Origin of the sequence: Sphingobium indicum BiD32, assembly GCF_000382885.1 — a bacterium.
GTDB lineage: Bacteria > Pseudomonadota > Alphaproteobacteria > Sphingomonadales > Sphingomonadaceae > Sphingobium > Sphingobium japonicum_C.
Genome location: NZ_CAVK010000003.1, coordinates 1 through 18,299, shown reverse-complemented (window position 1 = coordinate 18,299; position 18,299 = coordinate 1). Strand labels below are relative to the sequence as shown.

General features: G+C 60.0%; 16 protein-coding genes. 11 read left to right on the top strand and 5 right to left on the bottom strand.

Annotated elements, in window-relative coordinates:
* Nucleotides 1–64 precede the first annotated feature (64 nt).
* Nucleotides 65–709, bottom strand: coding sequence for a glutathione S-transferase family protein (locus tag EBBID32_RS00240; RefSeq protein ID WP_006948674.1), 645 nt, complete (start codon nt 707–709; stop codon nt 65–67).
* A 468-nt stretch (nt 710–1,177) separates the two neighbouring features.
* Between EBBID32_RS00240 and EBBID32_RS00235 the strand changes: the two genes are divergently transcribed.
* Genes EBBID32_RS00235 through EBBID32_RS00225 form a run of 4 tightly spaced genes read left to right on the top strand, consistent with a single transcriptional unit; the run spans nt 1,178 to nt 6,290 of the window.
* The gene (locus EBBID32_RS00235) at nt 1,178–3,106 is read left to right on the top strand and encodes a ribonucleoside-diphosphate reductase subunit alpha (RefSeq protein WP_037487872.1); all 1,929 of its coding nucleotides are present in this window, start codon (nt 1,178–1,180) and stop codon (nt 3,104–3,106) included.
* Between the two features lies 1 nt (nt 3,107).
* On the top strand, nt 3,108–4,013 hold the full coding sequence (locus EBBID32_RS23905; RefSeq protein WP_156022420.1) for a hypothetical protein: 906 nt from the start codon (nt 3,108–3,110) through the stop codon (nt 4,011–4,013).
* A gap of 19 nt (nt 4,014–4,032) precedes the next feature.
* Nucleotides 4,033–5,082 (top strand): ribonucleotide-diphosphate reductase subunit beta, encoded by a 1,050-nt coding sequence (locus EBBID32_RS00230; protein WP_006948666.1) that lies wholly within the window; start codon nt 4,033–4,035, stop codon nt 5,080–5,082.
* 44 nt (nt 5,083–5,126) lie between these two features.
* On the top strand, nt 5,127–6,290 hold the full coding sequence (locus EBBID32_RS00225) for an MBL fold metallo-hydrolase (RefSeq protein ID WP_156022422.1): 1,164 nt from the start codon (nt 5,127–5,129) through the stop codon (nt 6,288–6,290).
* A 3-nt stretch (nt 6,291–6,293) separates the two neighbouring features.
* On the opposite strand, the gene EBBID32_RS00220 is transcribed toward EBBID32_RS00225, so the two are convergent.
* Both EBBID32_RS00220 and EBBID32_RS00215 read right to left on the bottom strand, forming a co-directional pair.
* Nucleotides 6,294–6,794 carry a DUF3617 domain-containing protein gene (locus tag EBBID32_RS00220; protein ID WP_037487870.1) on the bottom strand — a complete coding sequence of 167 codons (501 nt, stop codon included), beginning with the start codon at nt 6,792–6,794 and terminating at the stop codon, nt 6,294–6,296.
* Between the two features lie 81 nt (nt 6,795–6,875).
* A complete protein-coding gene (locus EBBID32_RS00215) occupies nt 6,876–7,433 on the bottom strand; it encodes a DUF3617 domain-containing protein (protein ID WP_006948656.1) in 558 nt (185 codons plus the stop codon).
* Nucleotides 7,434–7,600: 167 nt separating this feature from the next.
* Between EBBID32_RS00215 and EBBID32_RS00210 the strand changes: the two genes are divergently transcribed.
* The 6 genes from EBBID32_RS00210 to EBBID32_RS00185 all read left to right on the top strand — a co-directional run bounded on the left by EBBID32_RS00210 (nt 7,601) and on the right by EBBID32_RS00185 (nt 13,943).
* Entirely contained in the window at nt 7,601–8,620 is a 1,020-nt protein-coding gene (locus EBBID32_RS00210) for a LysM peptidoglycan-binding domain-containing protein (protein WP_037487873.1), read from the top strand.
* 22 nt (nt 8,621–8,642) lie between these two features.
* On the top strand, nt 8,643–9,035 hold the full coding sequence (locus EBBID32_RS00205) for a hypothetical protein (RefSeq protein ID WP_051093211.1): 393 nt from the start codon (nt 8,643–8,645) through the stop codon (nt 9,033–9,035).
* Nucleotides 9,036–9,075: 40 nt separating this feature from the next.
* Nucleotides 9,076–11,253 carry an excinuclease ABC subunit UvrB gene (uvrB, locus tag EBBID32_RS00200; protein ID WP_006948652.1) on the top strand — a complete coding sequence of 726 codons (2,178 nt, stop codon included), beginning with the start codon at nt 9,076–9,078 and terminating at the stop codon, nt 11,251–11,253.
* Between the two features lie 202 nt (nt 11,254–11,455).
* Nucleotides 11,456–11,737 carry a type II toxin-antitoxin system RelE/ParE family toxin gene (locus EBBID32_RS00195; protein WP_006948649.1) on the top strand — a complete coding sequence of 94 codons (282 nt, stop codon included), beginning with the start codon at nt 11,456–11,458 and terminating at the stop codon, nt 11,735–11,737.
* The gene (locus EBBID32_RS00190; protein ID WP_037487865.1) at nt 11,709–12,029 is read left to right on the top strand and encodes a HigA family addiction module antitoxin; all 321 of its coding nucleotides are present in this window, start codon (nt 11,709–11,711) and stop codon (nt 12,027–12,029) included. Before EBBID32_RS00195 ends, EBBID32_RS00190 begins: the two co-directional genes overlap by 29 nt.
* A 66-nt stretch (nt 12,030–12,095) precedes the next feature.
* Entirely contained in the window at nt 12,096–13,943 is a 1,848-nt protein-coding gene (locus EBBID32_RS00185) for an ABCB family ABC transporter ATP-binding protein/permease (RefSeq protein WP_037487862.1), read from the top strand.
* A gap of 170 nt (nt 13,944–14,113) precedes the next feature.
* Here EBBID32_RS00185 and EBBID32_RS00180 read toward each other — a convergent pair whose 3' ends face one another.
* A complete protein-coding gene (locus tag EBBID32_RS00180; RefSeq protein ID WP_006948645.1) occupies nt 14,114–14,509 on the bottom strand; it encodes an acyl-CoA thioesterase in 396 nt (131 codons plus the stop codon).
* Nucleotides 14,510–14,612: 103 nt separating this feature from the next.
* Nucleotides 14,613–16,700 carry a S9 family peptidase gene (locus tag EBBID32_RS00175; protein ID WP_006948641.1) on the bottom strand — a complete coding sequence of 696 codons (2,088 nt, stop codon included), beginning with the start codon at nt 16,698–16,700 and terminating at the stop codon, nt 14,613–14,615.
* 108 nt (nt 16,701–16,808) lie between these two features.
* On the opposite strand from EBBID32_RS00175, the gene EBBID32_RS00170 reads away from it, so the two are divergent.
* Nucleotides 16,809–18,299: M24B family metallopeptidase (locus EBBID32_RS00170; protein WP_037487859.1), on the top strand; the 1,491-nt coding region annotated here is incomplete at its 3' end.

Here is an 18,299-nt window from a genome sequence, read left to right as displayed (position 1 = left end):
TGGGAGGTCGGGTGGGGGTGAGGGCCGGTGCGGATGCGCCGGAGGCGCATTTCGAGACAAACTCTTACCCGTCCGCAAAGGGGAACATCGGCCACCATGGTTCCTTCTCTACCAGCACTCGCGCAAAGCTGGGGCGCGCCACCAGCCGGGCGAGATAGGCGGACAGGCGTGGATGGTCGGTGCCGATCGGCACCATCTTGTCGGCATAGAAGAGCGCTGGAGCCGCGGCGCAATCGGCCAGGGTGAAATTCTCGCCCACGGCCCAGCCATGCGTGCCGATCCGCATTTCCAGCAGGGCATAGGCCTTGGCGATCAGAGCGCGCGCCTGATCGACGCCATGGGGATCGCGCGAGTCGGCCGGGCGCAGCCGGTCGGCGACAATCGCCTGCATCGGCGTCATCACATAATTGTCGAACAGCCGGTCCATCATCCGCACCTGGAGCGCCGCGTCGGGGTTGAGCGGAATCGGCCGGAAAGTGCCCGGTTCATGGTTCATCAGATATTCGATGATGATGCTGGCTTCGGCGACGATCGTGTCGCGGGTCGAATCGCGCAGCAGGGGGAATTTGCCGATCGGCCATAGCGCCAGCCATTCCTGCGCGACGCCGGCCTCCTCCATCATCCGGGGCGTGAAGGGCGTGCCATTTTCGTAAAAGGCGATCAGCACCTTCCAGCAATAGGAAGAGAGCGGGTGATAATAGAGAATCATCGATCGGCCTTTGCGTCGGTGAACGGGGCGAGCGGCTGGAGGCTCCACCATAGCGCTTTTTGCGCGCACCACGCATTTTCGTGGCAAGGCAAAATTATTTTTTATTCCGCTTTTCCCACTTGTCTTTCGGGGGAGTGAGGAAAGTCCGTGCGTCGCTGCGTTGCAACGGTCAAAAACGGCGACGAAAGGAATCGGAACAGCGATGAGCTGAGTCCCTAAACCGTCATTTACCCTCTTGCGCCCAAAACAGGCTATGGCACTATCTGTGGTATCGGGTAAACGGGGGTCACCCAACAGATTGTGATTGTGTCGCTGGACCAGTTTCCAGCGCAAGGGGGTTTTTGTCCCTGTAATCGCGTCAGTTGGTCCCATTTCCGGCCCGTCGCGATATGGTTTCTGCTAAGGTGAACGGCATCTGCCGAACCAGCTTGACCGAATCGAACGGAACAGGAACATTTGGGGGCGCATATGGATTTTCGAGATAGCGGACAGGGTGGTACAAACGACGTGGCGACTGTGATGGATGATGTGATGGACCGGGTGAGCGAACAGCCTGCCGCGCCGACCAAGGCCGAGCCTTTATCCTCTTCCTCAGTGCAGGAACGGCGCTTCGACGTCGTGACCGATCCGTCGCGCGACGCGCTGCTGACCGACTTCGGCAAGGAGACGCTACAGGACCGCTATCTGCTGCCCGGCGAATCCTATCAGGACATGTTCGCCCGCGTCGCGGCCGCCTATGCCGATGATCAGGATCATGCCCAGCGCGTCTATGACTATATCTCGCGCCTCTGGTTCATGCCGTCCACGCCCGTGCTGTCGAACGGCGGCACCGGGCGCGGCCTGCCGATCAGCTGCTATCTCAACTCCGTGGACGACAGCCTGGAAGGCATCGTCAACACCTGGAACGAGAATGTATGGCTCGCCTCGCGCGGCGGCGGCATCGGCACTTATTGGGGCAGCGTGCGTGGCATTGGCGAGCCGGTCGGCCTCAATGGCAAGACCAGCGGCATCATCCCCTTCGTCCGCGTCATGGATTCGCTCACCCTCGCGATCAGCCAGGGCAGCCTGCGCCGTGGCTCGGCCGCCTGCTATCTCGACGTCTCCCACCCGGAAATCGAGGAGTTCCTCGAAATCCGCAAGCCATCGGGCGACTTCAACCGCAAGGCGCTCAACCTTCATCATGGCGTGCTGCTGACCGACGAATTTATGGAAGCGGTGCGCGACGGCAGCGACTTCCACCTGCGCAGCCCCAAGGACCAGTCGATCCGCGGCACCGTCAACGCCCGCGCCCTGTTCCAGAAGCTGGTGGAAACTCGCCTGGCCACCGGCGAGCCCTATATCGTGTTCAACGACACGGTGAACCGGATGATGCCCAAGCATCACCGCGACCTGGGTTTGAAGGTCTCGACCTCCAACCTCTGCTCAGAAATCACTTTGCCGACGGGTCGCGACCATCTCGGCAATGACCGCACCGCCGTGTGCTGCCTCTCCTCGATGAACCTGGAAACCTGGGACGAGTGGAAGGATGAGAAGCTGTTTGCCGAGGATATCATGCGCTTCCTCGACAATGTGCTGCAGGACTATATCGACCGCGCACCGCCCGAAATGGCACGCGCCAAATATAGCGCCAGCCGCGAACGTTCGGTCGGGCTGGGCGTCATGGGCTTCCACAGCTTCCTCCAGGCGCGCGGCATCCCGTTTGAGGGTGCGATGGCCAAGTCGTGGAACCTGCGCATGTTCAAACATATCAAGAGCCAGGTCGACGAAGCCTCGATGCAACTCGCGATCGAGCGCGGCCCCTGCCCCGACGCCGCCGATCAGGGCGTGATGGAGCGTTTCTCCTGCAAGATGGCGATCGCGCCGACCGCGTCGATTTCCATCATCTGCGGCGGCACGTCGGCCTGCATCGAGCCGATCCCGGCGAACATCTACACCCACAAGACGCTGTCGGGCAGCTTCTCGATCAAGAATCCGTATCTGGAAAAGCTGCTGGTCGAAAAGGCCAAGGATTCGACCAATGTCTGGAACTCGATCCTGGAACATGGCGGCTCGGTCCAGCATCTCGACTTCCTGAGCCAGGAAGAAAAGGACACGTTCAAGACCAGCTTTGAAATCGACCAGCGCTGGCTGCTCGAACTCGCCGCTGATCGCACGCCGTTCATTGATCAGGCGCAGTCGCTCAACCTGTTCATCCCGGCCGACGTGGAGAAATGGGACCTGCTCATGCTCCACTTCCGCGCATGGGAACTGGGCATCAAGTCGCTTTACTATCTGCGGTCCAAGAGCGTGCAGCGCGCCGGTTTTGCGGGCGGCGTGGAAGCCGACAACACGATCGACGCGCCCAAATTCGAGATTGGCGAGACCACGGACTATGACGAGTGCTTGGCCTGTCAGTAACATGGCAGAGCTTGATAAAGAGAATGGAAGTTGGCTCGAATTTGCTTGGCGCGAGTATGAAATTTGCCGTACGGGAATTCAAAGCTATGACAGTTTTCTTTTTCACATTAGATCTTGGAGTATTAGTTTAAACGCTATTCTTCTGGCTGGTTATTTTGGATTTAACTCCGGTAACAAAATATTGCCGGGGACCGCAGTAATGATTCTTACTTTGAGCGCTTCTATGTTTTGGCTTTTGGATGGCCTGAATAAATCCCTCCAAATGGTTCATATATACAACTCGAGAGATATCGAAGAGGCCATAAGATATAGAGATAATACGATTAAAATTCCAACGATATCATTAAGATATAAGAATAAGAATGGCAGGCATGTTCGCCCTACTTTAAAGAACATATCCGACGAGTCTGTTTGGCCGTTTTATGTTCTCCCAATTATTCTAAGTTCTACAATGATAGTTATCCATTCGTATGTTTCATGCGAAGAATGCGAATTGTCGAACGATTGGTGGGTTGGATTATCGTCTTTGTCCCTCGTCCTTATATTAATTATTGCCTCTCTGTCATTAAAAGAACATTCTAGGTCTAACTTTAAAAACAAAAAATCTAGGAAAAATTTCGACTTGTCCGATAGACTATTCTGGAGAAAAAAGGTTTCCAGAAAAAGTAATGATTTAATGACTCAATTTCATGAAGATTGTTTAAATAGATATATATATATTAACCAAAACAAGCGCATCGGGCCATATGTAGCGGATTTGTCTTGGGAATCAATTGATAGCGATCATACAATAAAGTATGCCTTATTTATTGATGGCCCGGTTCGTTTGCATGACGAAAGCTACATTGAATGCAGGCGCAAGTTTATATCTAGCTTGGGTTATACAATCATATCTCATCCCTATTAAAGTTTCGAGCAGGTGCAACATGTCTCTTCTTCAGGCCTCCAAAGTCTATAAGCCGTTCGAGTACCCTTGGGCCTATGAATTCTGGAAGCGCCAGCAGCAGCTGCACTGGCTGCCCGAAGAAGTGCCTTTGGGGGAGGATTGCCGCGACTGGGCGCAGAAGCTGTCCGATCATGAGCGCAACCTGCTGACACAGATTTTCCGCTTCTTCACTCAGGCCGACGTGGAAGTGCAGGATTGCTACCATGAAAAATATGGCCGCGTGTTCAAGCCGACCGAGGTCAAGATGATGCTGACCGCGTTCAGCAACATGGAAACCGTCCATATCGCCGCTTACTCGCACCTGCTCGACACGATCGGCATGCCCGAAAGCGAATATTCGGCCTTCCTCCAATATAAGGAGATGAAGGACAAGCACGACTATCTGCAACAATTCGGCGTCGACACGGACGAGGATATCGCCCGCACCCTGGCCATGTTCGGCGGCTTTACCGAAGGCTTGCAGCTCTTCGCCAGCTTCGCGATGCTGATGAACTTCCCGCGCTTCAACAAGATGAAGGGCATGGGCCAGATCGTCACCTGGTCGATCCGCGACGAAACGCTGCATTGCGAGGGCATCATCAAGCTGTTCCACGCCTTCTGCGCCGAACGCCAGTGCCTGACCCCCGCGGTCAAGGACGACATCATGGACATGTGCCAGAAAACCGTTCGTATCGAGGACGCCTTTGTCGATCTGGTGTTCGAGATGGGACCGGTCCCCGGCATGACGCCCAAGGACATCAAGAAATATGTCCGCTACATCGCCGACTGGCGGCTGGGCCAGTTGGGCCTCAAGCCCATCTACATGATCGACGAGCATCCGCTGCCCTGGCTCGCCCCGATGCTCAACGGCGTCGAACATGCCAATTTCTTTGAAACCCGCGCCACCGAATATAGCAAGGGCGCGACCCGCGGTCAGTGGAACGAAGTCTGGGATGCCTTCGACCGCCGCAAGACCCGCGCGGCACCCGCCAATGCGGACGATGCCACCGACCCCGACATGTTCAAGGCGGCGGGCATCGCGGCGGAGTGATTGCCAAATTCGTGAAGGGCATCGGGGTGACATTGCTGTTTGCAATGGTTGCCCTGTGCCTGGCCGTGACGATCGTGCCGCCCTTCCTCGATCGCATCTATTATGAAGGGCCGGAAAGCCGCCATTATGACGGCGCGCATTTCTTCAATCCCGATGGGGTGATCGACGTGCCGGCCCCGCCGGGGACGAGCCGTCAGGGCTTTATCGCCCGCTGGCTGCTGGGCAATGACGACCGGCCGCCATGGCCCGATGGCATAGCGGTCAAGCAAGCTCGCCCCGCTCCCTTTGCCGCGCCGCGCGGGATGGTGGCGACATGGGTGGGCCATGCGACCGTGCTGGTGCAGGCGGCGGGCATCAACATATTGACCGACCCGATCTGGTCGGACCATGCCAGTCCCCTGCCCCCCTTCGGCCCCAAGCGGGTCGCGCAGCCGGGCGTCCGCTTCGACGACCTGCCCAAGATCGACCTGGTCGTGCTGAGCCACAATCATTACGACCATATGGACCTGCCGACGCTGAAAAGACTTTGGGACCGCGACCGGCCCAAGATCGTCACCAGCCTGGGCAATGACATGATTTTGAAGGCACATGGCATCCCTTCCACCGCGCTCGACTGGGGCCAGTCGATCAGCGGCGCGGCGCTCAACGGACTTGCCCCACAGGCAGTCATCCAGTGCGGCAATTACGAACATTGTCCCGATTATCGCGTCCATGTGACCCGCAACCATCATTGGAGCAGCCGCTGGGGCGCCGATCGCAACCGGGCGCTCTGGTCGAGCTTTTTGATAGAGACGCGCGCGGGCAATATCTTCTTTGCTGGAGACACTGGCGCGGGCGACATAGGCTGGCCCTATGAGGCCACGCGCTTCGGCCCGATCCGGCTGGCGCTGATCCCGATCGGTGCCTTCCGCTTCTGGACGGGGCAGATGGCGTCGGACGCGCATATCGGCCCGCAGCAGGCCGTGGAGGTGTTCGAGCGGTTGGGCGCATCAACCGCGATCCCGATCCATTGGGGGACGTTCCGCCTGTCCTACGAACAATGGGATACGCCGCCCCGGATGCTGGACCTGTTCCTGGCGTGCGCGGGGATCGATCGCAAACGCTTCGCCCCGCTGCGCGTCGGCCAGTCGCTGATGGTGCCGGGCTATTCCGCCGTGCCACGCGGCAAGGGACGATGCGACCGGCGCGCGATCAGGGCGCTGGAATAGGGTTCAGCCCTTGGGACAATCCCCCATCCGCTTGCCGCTCAAATCATAGGTCGCGCGCAGCACCGCGCCGCCGCCTTCCGATTGTGTCATGGTTTCACCCAGCGTCAGCGTATCGGCGGTATAATTGCCCTCGACCGCTATTTCCGACGTGCCCTTGCCGGCCGTGCAGGCCAGCGTCGCGATCAGACGGCCCTTGCGCGCCATCTTGTCCTTGTAGGTGCAGGCGGTGCCGTCCTTGCCCGCCAGGGCTGCGGCGTCAGGCATTCCTTCGCCATCGACGCTCAGGCAGACCTTGTCCTCGCTAACCTGTTCAAGCGCCGCCCGATATTGCGCCGGGGTAACGGTAGGCGTGTTGTAGCCGGTGGTCTTACGAGTCAGCACCCACTCGCCGGCCTGCATCAGGATCGGCGCTTCCTCCACTTCGGGCGCGGGGGCCGGTTCGCTACAGCCGCCCAAGCCAAATATCATCGCAAGCGGGATCGCCGCGAGCACGGTCTTTTGCATATCCTCTCCCCTGTTCTCTTAATCGGAACGGGGCAAGGCTCTACCCGTCGCGGCCAAAGCGCAAGCGGAAATGCGCGTGGCTTATTCCGTCGTGGTACAGGTCGGGCCGATCCACTTGCCCTCCGACCGCGCCTTCATCGCCATGGCCATGCCGTCGGGGCCGCCCGCCATCTTCATGTCCATATGCATGACATAGCTTTCCCCGCCATAGGTGCCGGACATGGCGGCGGTCATCGTGCCGCCATCCGCCTTGCACGACACCTGCCCCTTCACCGTGCCGCCGCTGACGGCAAAGCCCTGATAGCTACAGTCCTTATTCTCCTGACCGGAGAACATCTCGCCGCTCGGATTGGCCGCTTCCTCCGGCGTGACGCAATATTTGAGCGACGTCTGGCTCATCATGCTCTTCATCTGGTCCTTCATGCCCGCAGGAGCGCCCGGCATGTTGGACAGGTCGATGTCCTGCACGGTGAAGCGCCCTTCCCACTGGCCCGGCTTCAGCTGTACCTTGTCCACGGCGGCCTTGACCTCCGCCTTGCTCATGGAGTCGGTGCCAGTGGCAGGCGTATCGCCGGGCTTGTCACCGCAGGCAGCGAGCAGCAGCGCCATCGTGGCGGCAGCAAGTGTAGCTCTGATCATCGCTAATCCCCTCATCGCGTCGGCACATGCTGCCTGTCGGCAAGGAGCATATCAAGCCTGTGCGACAATGCAAAATTGGCACCGATATGGACGAATTCGGTCCATTTGTTCTTGTTTTGTTCTGTTCATTATGCTACGTCCTTCCCCGCAAATCGGGGGATGCGCAAATGCCGGGGAATCAGTCGAGCAATCAGTCAGAACTGACAGCCTTCAACCTCTATCTGCGCACGGGTCGGCGAACCGACCTGCTCCCGCCCGTGCAGGTCGAAGTGAAATTCAACCCCTGGCATGATGAACAGGACGGACGCTTCACCTTCGCCGGGCAAGGCCGCTACTTCCCGCGCGGTGAAGGCAATCGCGGGCAGGCAGGTGGAGCCGGGGCTGGCGGACAGGTGCGGCGACCGGCCCGGCCGGATAGCGGTGGCGTGCCGGATCGCCGTTATCTGCGCGCGGATCATCCCGGCAACCATAGCACCTATATCGTGCAGTCCGGCGATACGCTGACGCGCATTGCGACGCGGCGCAAGGGGCTGACCGCGCGCGATCTGGCATGGCTGAACCAGCATCCGATCGACCGGCCGCTCAGCATCGGCCAGCGGATCAAGCTGCCGCATCAGGCCTATCTGGACGCCGGACGGGCGGCGAGAGCCAAGTTTCTCGCGCTCGCATATTATATGGACACGCATGGCGGGAAATTGCCATCCGACCCGTCCAATCCACCGTCGCTGGAAAGCCAGATCCTCGACACGAACTGGCGCAAGGAGACAAAAAATGGCTATGATTTCCATATCGATGTCATTGCGCGACCGAGGAAAATCTTCGCCAACCTTTCAAATGGTCCAAAAGCATCCCGATCGCGCCGTAACCAGGCAAGTGCGGGCAAACCTGATCGCCTTGCAAGCGACGATGGCGGCCATTTTATCGCCGCTCGCTTCAATGGTCCCGGCGACAGCGTCAATCATTTCGCCCAGGACCGGAATTTCAACCGCGGTGCCTATCGCGCCATGGAAGATGGCTGGGCCAAGGAATTACGCGTTGGGAAAAAAGTCATCGTGGACATTGTTCCGCATTATGAAGGAATATCAAAGCGACCCTACAGCCTCACCGTCACATGGTATGTCGATGGAAAGAAGCGTGTCCGAGAATTCGCGAACGAAACGAAAGGTCAGGCCAGTGGGAACAGATAAGCTGGAACTGTTGGGGCCGCTCATGAACGAGATTGGGCAAGAGCTTGCCGAAACTGTGGGAGGCGATGCAAATGGCGTCTTTCTTTACGTGGAAATCGGCGAAGGCTGGGTGGATACCAGCATCTTCAAAGATGAAGGCAACGTAGTGCGCTGGTACGATCCAAGAAAAACTAACTTAGCTGACCTTCTCTGGGAAGCTTGGTATCTCGAACCAGACGGACCAAATATGCGATGGTCGGTTCTTGAATATGCCATCCAAGGCAAAAAATTCCACGTCAGCATGAAATATCCCGAAGAGGTCAATGTCGAGATCATCGATGACGAACGACGCGAAGCAGCCCTTCGCGCCCGTTTCGGCGACAAGCCTGTCGTCTATCCACCCCCGCCCAAAGGCGCATTCGAGTTGAAGCCCTGACGTCAATTGCGTCCTGCCGCAAAGACCCCATATTGCCCCCATGGCCATCCAGATCCGCACCACGCTCGACGAGCCCGACACCGACGCCAGCTTCGTGCCGCACCGGCCTGCGCGGCCGGACAAGAGCGAGGGGGGACGTCCCTTCACGCTGGTGAGCGATTATGAGCCGTCGGGCGACCAGCGCACCGCGATCCCCGAACTGGTCGAACAGGCGCTGGCAGGCGAGCGCGATCAGGTGCTGCTGGGCGTCACAGGCTCCGGCAAGACTTTCACCATGGCCAAGGTGATCGAAGCGTTGCAGCGCCCCGCGCTGATCCTGGCCCCCAACAAGATTCTCGCAGCGCAGCTCTATGGCGAGTTCAAAAGCTTCTTCCCCGACAATGCGGTCGAATATTTCGTCAGCTATTACGACTATTACCAGCCCGAAGCCTATGTCGCGCGGTCGGACACCTATATCGAGAAGGAAAGCAGCGTAAACGAAAGCATCGACCGGATGCGCCATTCTGCCACCCGATCGCTGCTGGAACGCGACGACTGCATCATCGTCGCGTCGGTCAGTTGCCTCTATGGCATCGGCTCGGTCGAAACCTATTCGGCCATGACCTTCTCGATGAAGAAGGGCGGGATAGAGGATCAGCGCGAGATCATACGCAAGCTGGTCGCGCTCCAGTATAAGCGCAATGATGCAGGCTTTGCGCGCGGCAATTTCCGGGTGAAGGGCGACAATCTGGAGATTTTCCCGTCCCATTATGAGGATACCGCCTGGCGCATCAGCTTTTTTGGTAATGAGATTGAGGCGATCGTCGAGTTCGACCCCCTGTCGGGCAAGAAGGTCGCCAGCCTCGACTATGTAAAGGTCTTTCCCAACAGCCACCATGTGACCCCCGGCCCGACGCTGAAACAGGCGATGGAGGCGATCCGCTTCGAGCTGACCGAGCGGCTGAAAGAGCTGGAGGCGGAGGGCAAGTTGCTGGAGGCGCAGCGACTGGAGCAGCGCACCAATTTCGACCTGGAGATGATCGCCGCAACCGGCAGCTGCGCGGGGATCGAGAATTACAGCCGCTTCCTGACCGGCCGCCTGCCGGGCGAGCCGCCGCCGACGCTGTTTGAATATCTGCCAGAAAACGCGCTGCTGTTCGTCGATGAAAGTCATCAGACCGTGCCGCAGATCGGCGCGATGGCGCGCGGCGACCACCGGCGCAAGATCACGCTGGCCGAATATGGTTTCCGCCTGCCCAGTTGTATCGACAACCGCCCGCTGCGCTTTAACGAATGGGATGCGATGCGGCCGCAGACGGTCAGCGTGTCGGCGACGCCCGGCAAGTGGGAGATGGAGCAGACCGGCGGCGTATTCAGCGAACAGGTGATCCGCCCCACCGGCCTGATCGACCCGCCGGTCGAGATCAAGCCGGTCGAGGATCAGGTCGACGACCTCATCAACGAATGTCGCAAGGTGACGGCGAATGGCTATCGCACGCTCGTCACCACGCTGACGAAGCGGATGGCGGAGGATCTGACAGAGTTCATGCACGAAGCGGGGATCAAGGTCCGCTACATGCATAGCGATGTCGAGACGCTGGAGCGAATCGAGCTGATCCGTGACCTGCGGCTCGGCGTCTATGACGTGCTGATCGGCATCAACCTGCTGCGCGAGGGTCTGGACATTCCCGAATGTGGCCTCGTCGCCATCCTCGACGCCGACAAGGAGGGCTTTTTGCGCTCCGAAACCTCGCTGATCCAGACGATCGGCCGCGCCGCGCGCAACGTCGACGGGCGCGTCATCCTCTATGCCGACCGGATCACCGGCTCGATGGAGCGCGCGCTGAACGAAACCGGGCGGCGGCGTGCGAAGCAGGAGGAGTATAACGCGCTCCACGGCATCACCCCGACCACGATCAAACGCAATATCGGTGACATCATCGCCCATGTGTCCAACAAGGACAGCGTGCTGGTGGAAACCGGCGATGCCGACCGCCCCCACATGGTCGGCCACAATCTGCGCGCCTATATCGAGGATCTGGAAAAGAAAATGCGCGCCGCCGCCGCCGACCTGGAATTCGAGGAAGCCGGCCGCATCCGCGACGAAATCCGCAAGCTGGAAGCCGAAGAACTGGGCCTGCCACACGAACAGCAAGTGGCAGCACCACGCGGTCGCGCGACCGAGGGCAAGCCGGGAACGCGGAAGGGGCGGTTCGGGAAGGTGCAAAGAAAATTTTAGTTACCCAACAAACGAATATTACGCTTTAAGTGATTGAAATATATAATTTAGTGGTTAACTGAAAATTATAATACGGTGCTAAAATTGCTCGTTTTTTCAGCTTGTTATGTCAAAGAATGGCGTCGCATCATGCGACAAAACCGCTTGTAGACAGCCCGCATTTTTGCATTATGAAAAGGCTTGCTCTGAACAGGACAAGCCAATGGTCCGCTCCTTCGCCGATCCCGAAACCGAAAAAATCTGGCTGGGCCAACATAGCCGCAAATTGCCCCCTGACATCCAGAATCGCGCTTACAACAAACTCAGAATGCTTGACGCTGCCGAACATCTCGATGACCTTAAAAATCCGCCCGGCAATCGCCTTCATGCGCTTTCGGAGGATCGGGCAGGGCAGCACAGTATTTCCATTAACATGAAATGGCGTATATGCTTCCTCTGGAAAGATGGAGACGCCTATGACGTCGAGATTGTCGATTACCACTAATCCTGAATGGCTGAAAAACGATCATGCCGGGGAAATGCTGGTATCAGAGTTTATGGAGCCGCTCGATCTGTCGATTGAGCAAATGGCTGGACTTGTCAAAGTTACGCCTGAACGGCTGCGTTCGGTGATCGACGGATCATGCCCGATGGATGCGGAACTCGATCTTCGCCTTGGCCGCTATTTCGGCATGACGGAGGGTTTTTTCCTGCGGTTGCAGGCTCAATATGCCCTGCTGGAGGCCAAGCGTGCGCTGAACAGCGAACTAGAAAGCATCGTCCCACGCGCTGCTTGATATTGCGCGGAAGAGACGCCAAAAACCACCGCTGGATAATCCCGCGCCGCCCTCTACATAGCCTCTATGCCTCCTGACATGCCCACATCCGCGCCTTTGCCCCCTGTCTGGGCGACGCTGCGGCGATTCCTGCCCTATTTGTGGCCAGCGGACGCACCGGCGCTGCGGCGGCGGGTGGTTGTCGCCATGCTGTGCGTGCTGGCGGCCAAGATCATCAGCCTCGCCATGCCCTTTGCCTATAAGGCCGCGATCGACCGGATGGTGCCGGGAATGGAACCGGCAGCCGGCCTCGCCATCGCGCTGGTCGCGGTTTATGCAGGCGCGCGCTTTGGCAGCGTCTTGTTCGACAATCTGCGCAATGCGGTGTTCGAGCAGGTGGGACAGGAAGCCGGGCGGCGGCTGGCCGATGATGTATTCGTCCATCTCCACCGCCTGTCGCTGCGCTTCCATCTCGACCGGCGCACTGGCGCCGTCACCAAGATTGTCGAGCGCGGGACCAAGAGCATCGACACGATGCTCTATTTCCTGCTGTTCAACATCGCGCCCACCGTGCTGGAGCTGGTCGCGGTCTGCGCCATCTTCTACGTCAAGTTCGGCCTGTGGATGGTCGCGGTCACGCTGGTGATGGTGGGCCTCTATATCTGGTTCACCCGCACCGTGACCGAATGGCGCAACCAGTTGCGCCGCGACATGGTGGACATGGACACCAACGCGGTCGCCCATGCGGTCGACAGCCTGCTCAATTTCGAGACGGTCAAATATTTCGGCGCGGAAGCACGCGAGGCCCAGCGTTACGGCACGTCGATGCGACGCTACGCACAGGCGGCGGTCAAGAGCGAGAATAGCCTGGCCTGGCTCAATATCGGCCAGTCGCTGATCACCAACCTGATGATGGCGGGCGCGATGGCCTACACCGTGTGGGGATGGAGCCGGGGGCAGTTCACCACCGGCGACGTGGTGCTGGTCAATACGCTGCTGGCCCAGCTGTTCCGGCCATTGGACCTGCTCGGCATGGTCTATCGCACGATCCGGCAGGGGCTGATCGACATGGAGGCGATGTACAGGCTGATGGACACGCCACAGGAAATTGCGGACGCGAACGGCGCGCCCGCCTTGATCGCGTCGGGCGGCGAAGTGCGGTTCGATCATGTGCGCTTTGGTTACGATCCCGAACGGGAGATTTTGCATGATGTCAGCTTCACCGTGCCTGCCGGACGGACGCTGGCGATCGTGGGGCCATCGGGCGCGGGCAAGTCCACCATCGCGCGCATTCTGTTCCGCTTCTACGATATTCAGGCGGGGCAGGTCAGCATCGACGGGCAGGACATCGCCAGCGTGACGCAGGCATCGCTGCGCGCGGCGATCGGCATCGTGCCCCAGGACATGGTGCTGTTCAACGACACGGTCGGCTATAATATCGGCTATGGCCGCGAAGGCGCGACCCAGACGGAGATTGAGACCGCAGCAAAAGCGGCGTCGATCCACGACTTCATCCTAGGTCTGCCCAAGGGGTATGAAACGCGGGTGGGTGAGCGTGGCCTCAAATTGTCAGGCGGGGAAAAACAGCGAGTGGCGATTGCCCGCACGCTGCTCAAAGACCCGCCGGTGCTGGTGCTGGACGAAGCGACCAGCGCGCTCGACAGCCGCACCGAGAATGAGATTCAGGACGTGCTGCGCAACATTGCGCGCAAACGCACGACCCTGATCGTCGCGCACCGCCTGTCCACCGTGGTGGACGCCGACGAGATCATCGTGCTGGACCAGGGCCGCATCGTCGAACGCGGCCGCCACGCCGATCTGGTGCGGGCGGACGGTCTTTATGCCGTGATGTGGAACCGGCAGGCGGCCGAGCGGGAGGATATGCCGGTCGAGCCGGGGATAAGCGATGTGTTTGAGGTGGTGCGGCCAAACTGAGGCTATCATGTTGAATAGAACCGTTCGTCCTGAGTAGCCATTGAGCTTGTCGAAATGGCGTATCGAAGGACTGCGTTTGGACGCATATCCTTCGATACGGGCCTTCGACTTCGCTCAGTCCCTACTCAGGCCGAACGGGGTGGGGAAAGGTAAGTGATCATCACCCGCCCTCAATCCACAAAATTCGCCGCAACCTCCGGCGGCACGCGCAATATCCGGCCAGTGCCCTTGTCCACGATCGCCCAGGTGGATCTGGCCATGACCTTCACCTTGCCGTCGGGACCGGTGAATTCGATCAGCCGGTCAAAGCGCGCACCGCGCGGGCCGTCGGGAATCCAGGTGCGGGCCGTCACCGTCTCGCCCTCCGCCACATTGCCGCGATAGTCGATTTCGTGGCGGGTCACGACCCAGACATAGGCATCGACATGCGCCGGGTCGGCATCATGGGTCCAATGTTCGGTCGCGACCTGCTCCATCCATTGGACCCAGACCGCGTTGTTGACATGGCCGAGTATGTCGATGTCGGCGGGCTGGGCGGTGATGCGTGTGGTGTAGGACGAAGCCATCTCTATCCTCCGTTCGGGCTGAGCTTGTCGAAGCCCAGTCCTCTGCTCCAAGAAGGACGGCCCTTCGACAGGCTCAGGGCGAACGGCGAAGGGGTGCTCTCTGTCACGCCCCAGCTATCCCCATCTGCCACAGGATGAAGGCAAACTCCTCCGCGCTTTCGTGCAGGCTCTCGAACCTGCCCGACTTGCCGCCATGACCTGCGCCCATATTGGTCTTGAACAGCAGGACATTGTCGTCCGTCTTGGTCGCGCGCAGTTTCGCGACCCATTTGGCCGGCTCCCAATAGGTCACGCGCGGATCGTTGAGACCGGCGGTCACCATCAGCGGCGGGTAATCCTGCGCCTTCACATTGGCATAGGGATCATAGGACAGGATCGTCTCGAACGCGGTCTTGTCCTCGATCGGGTTGCCCCATTCGGGCCATTCGCCCGGCGTCAGCGGCAATGTTTCGTCCAGCATCGTGTTCAGCACATCGACGAACGGCACATGCGCCACCACCGCGCCCCACAGGTCAGGATCGGAGTTGATCACCGCCCCCATCAACTCGCCGCCCGCAGAGCCGCCCGAAATGCTGATCCGCCCCTTGGACGTATAGTGGAGGTCGATCAGCCCCTTGGCCACATCGACAAAGTCGGTGAAGGTATTGTTGCGTTTGTCCAGCTTGCCGTCGAGATACCATTGCTGGCCCAGATCGTCACCGCCGCGAATATGGGCGATGGCGAAGGCAAAGCCACGGTCGAGCAGCGACAGCCGCCCGGTCGAAAAGCCCGGCTCCATCGCCATGCCATAGGCACCATAGCCATAGAGGTGCAGCGGCGCGCTGCCGTCGCGCGGCAGGTCGGCGGGATAGACGATCGACACCGGAATCTGCGTGCCGTCGCGCGCCGGGATCATCAGCCGCTCGGTGGCGTAGCGGCTCGCGTCATAGCCCGACGGGATTTCCTGCACCTTGAGCAGCTCGAACCGCTCTTCGGCCATATGATAGTCGAAGATGGTGTCGGGCGTGACCATCGATTCATAGCCGATGCGCAGCACCGTCACGTCATATTCGGGATTATCGTCCAGCGACGCGGAATAGCTCGCTTCCGGGAAAGGCAGGCGCTTTGCCCTGTGCGTCGCATAGTCGCGCAGTTCGATCTGGTCGAGACCATCCAGCCGCCCTTCGGTGACGTAGAAATGTTTGAACAGGGTGAAATCGGTCAGGTAGAAATGGGCGTCGGGCGCGATCACTTCCTCCCACTGGTCGGGCGCGTCGAGCGTCGCCTTGACCAGCCGAAAATTAGGATGGGTGTCGTTGGTCTTGATGTAGAGCGTGCCGTCATGCTCATCGACATCATATTCGCGCCCCGCCTGCCGCGCAGCCACCAGCAGCGGCGGCGCGGTGGGATTGTCGGCGGGGATCAGCCAGGCCTCGGTCGTCACATGATCGCCGGTCGCAATGACGATCCATTTTTCCGATGAGGTGAGGCCGATAGAGACGCGGAACCCCTCATCATCCTCATGGAACAGTTCGACATCGCTCTCGACGCTTTGGCCCAGCCAGTGCAGCCGGGCATTGTCGGTGCGCCAGTTTTCATTGGCCAGGCCGTAGAGCAGCCCCTTGCTGTCGCTCGTCCATACCAGCGAGGACAGCGTGTCGGGGATCGACTCCGGCAATATCTCGCCAGTGAAGAGATCCTTGATCCGCGCCTCGAACCGTTCCGACCCGTCATTGTCGATGGCATACGCCAGGTAGCGTCCATCGGGACTGACCGACATCGCGCCCAGCCGGAAATAGTCATGCCCCTGTGCCAGTGCCGGTTCGTCCAGGATCAGCTGGTCCGCGGTTCCATCCTCTTTGGCCGCCACGGGCCTGCGATACCATTTGCGATATTGCGCCCCGGTCTCGAACGCCCGCCAGTAGATATAGTCGCCATCCTTTTGCGGGACGGAACTGTCATCTTCCTTGATCCGCCCCTTCATCTCGGCAAACAGCGCGTCGGTCAGCCCCTTGTGCGGGGCCATTGCCGCCTCGAACCAGGCGTTCTCCTGCGCCAGATAGTCCAGCACATCCGCATCCTTGACATCCGGATAACCCGGATCGCGCAGCCAGGCATAATCGTCGCTGACGGTGATGCCATGATGGGTGATACTGTGCGGCCGGGCCAGCGCGACTGGAGCGACGACGGGCGGCATGGTGTTTACGGTCATTCAATGTCCATCTGCGAGAGCAAGGCGGGCGCTGGCATAAGCGCCACAGCCTGCTTATGTTGTTGCCATTATGGCCTGCGCAAGGGGCCGATACGCAAGGAAGTATGAATGTCCACCTATCAAGACCGTCTCAACGCGCTGCGCGACCAGCTTGCGCGCGACCGGCTGGACGGTTTCGTCGTGCCGCTAACCGACGAGCATATGAGCGAATATGTCGGTGCCTATGCGCAGCGCCTCGCATGGCTGACCGGATTTCAGGGGTCTGCGGGCAGCGCCGTGGTGCTGCCGGAGCAGGCGGCGATCTTTGTCGATGGCCGTTATACATTGCAGGTGCGCGAACAGGTCGATGGCGCGCTGTGGCAATATGAAAGCGTGCCGCAGACATCCATCGCGTCGTGGCTGGGCACTCACGCGGCGAAGGGTGGGCGGATCGGCTATGATCCCTGGCTGCATACCCGCGCCTGGGTGGAACAGGCCAGCGCCGCGCTGGCGGACAAAGGTGCGGCGCTGGTGGCGGTGGACACAAACCCGGTCGATCTTGTGTGGCCCGACCGCCCTGCCCCCAGCGATGCCCGGCTGGTCGTCCATGACGATCGCTATGCCGGGCAGAGCGCGGCGGAAAAGCGGCAGGCGATGGCCGACTGGCTGGTGGAGAAAAAAGCCGACGCCGCCATATTGTCCGCGCTCGATTCGATCGCCTGGACCTTCAACATTCGCGGTAAGGATGTGGATCGGACGCCAGTGGCGCTGGCCTATGCCATCGTCCATGCCGATGCGACCGCCGACCTTTATGTCGCGCCCGAAAAGATGGACGAAGCGGTCGCCCAGCATCTGGGCAATGCGGTGCGCATACATGATCGCGCGGATTTTGCCGACGCGCTGGCAGGCTTTGCGGGCAAGAGCGTGGTGGCCGATCCTGAACGGGCAGTGGCGGCGATCTTCGAGGCGCTCGACAGCGGCGGCGCGACCGTGCTGCCGCTGCGCGACCCCGCGATTCTGCCCAAGGCGATCAAGAATGAGGTCGAGATTGCCGGGCACAAGGCCGCGCAGGCGCGCGATGGCGCGGCGTTGAGCCGCTTCCTGCACTGGGTATCGGTAGAAGCGCCCAAGGGTGGGCAGACCGAAATGACCGCCGCCGACCGGCTGGAGGCGTTCCGCCAGGATACCGGCCTGCTGGAAGATCTATCCTTCGACACGATCAGCGGCGCTGGGCCGAACGGCGCGGTGGTGCATTACCGGGTCGAGGAAAAGACCAACCGCCCGATCGAGCCTGGCACCCTTTATCTGGTCGATTCGGGCGGCCAATATCGCGACGGCACCACCGACGTGACCCGCACGCTGGCGATCGGCACGCCGACGCGCGAGATGCAGGAGCGCTTCACGCTGGTGTTGAAGGGCCATGTGGCTTTGGCGCGCGCAGTGTTCCCGGTCGGGACGCGCGGCGGACAGTTGGACATATTGGCGCGGCAGTTCCTCTGGGCGCGGGGTCTCGATTATGCCCATGGCACCGGCCATGGCGTCGGCAGCTTCCTGTCGGTACATGAAGGGCCGCAGCGGATCGCGACCTTCGGCGGCGGCGACGAGCCGTTGCAGGCGGGG

What these genes read in the sequence shown, in the direction of transcription:
- EBBID32_RS00240 (WP_006948674.1), bottom strand. Translation starts at nt 709, where the DNA reads ATGATTCTCTATTATCACCCGCTCTCTTCCTATTGCTGGAAGGTGCTG.
- EBBID32_RS00235 (WP_037487872.1), top strand. Translation starts at nt 1,178, where the DNA reads ATGGATTTTCGAGATAGCGGACAGGGTGGTACAAACGACGTGGCGACT.
- EBBID32_RS23905 (WP_156022420.1), top strand. Translation starts at nt 3,108, where the DNA reads ATGGCAGAGCTTGATAAAGAGAATGGAAGTTGGCTCGAATTTGCTTGG.
- EBBID32_RS00230 (WP_006948666.1), top strand. Translation starts at nt 4,033, where the DNA reads ATGTCTCTTCTTCAGGCCTCCAAAGTCTATAAGCCGTTCGAGTACCCT.
- EBBID32_RS00225 (WP_156022422.1), top strand. Translation starts at nt 5,127, where the DNA reads ATGGTTGCCCTGTGCCTGGCCGTGACGATCGTGCCGCCCTTCCTCGAT.
- EBBID32_RS00220 (WP_037487870.1), bottom strand. Translation starts at nt 6,794, where the DNA reads ATGCAAAAGACCGTGCTCGCGGCGATCCCGCTTGCGATGATATTTGGC.
- EBBID32_RS00215 (WP_006948656.1), bottom strand. Translation starts at nt 7,433, where the DNA reads ATGATCAGAGCTACACTTGCTGCCGCCACGATGGCGCTGCTGCTCGCT.
- EBBID32_RS00210 (WP_037487873.1), top strand. Translation starts at nt 7,601, where the DNA reads ATGCCGGGGAATCAGTCGAGCAATCAGTCAGAACTGACAGCCTTCAAC.
- EBBID32_RS00205 (WP_051093211.1), top strand. Translation starts at nt 8,643, where the DNA reads ATGAACGAGATTGGGCAAGAGCTTGCCGAAACTGTGGGAGGCGATGCA.
- uvrB (WP_006948652.1), top strand. Translation starts at nt 9,076, where the DNA reads ATGGCCATCCAGATCCGCACCACGCTCGACGAGCCCGACACCGACGCC.
- EBBID32_RS00195 (WP_006948649.1), top strand. Translation starts at nt 11,456, where the DNA reads ATGGTCCGCTCCTTCGCCGATCCCGAAACCGAAAAAATCTGGCTGGGC.
- EBBID32_RS00190 (WP_037487865.1), top strand. Translation starts at nt 11,709, where the DNA reads ATGACGTCGAGATTGTCGATTACCACTAATCCTGAATGGCTGAAAAAC.
- EBBID32_RS00185 (WP_037487862.1), top strand. Translation starts at nt 12,096, where the DNA reads ATGCCTCCTGACATGCCCACATCCGCGCCTTTGCCCCCTGTCTGGGCG.
- EBBID32_RS00180 (WP_006948645.1), bottom strand. Translation starts at nt 14,509, where the DNA reads ATGGCTTCGTCCTACACCACACGCATCACCGCCCAGCCCGCCGACATC.
- EBBID32_RS00175 (WP_006948641.1), bottom strand. Translation starts at nt 16,700, where the DNA reads ATGACCGTAAACACCATGCCGCCCGTCGTCGCTCCAGTCGCGCTGGCC.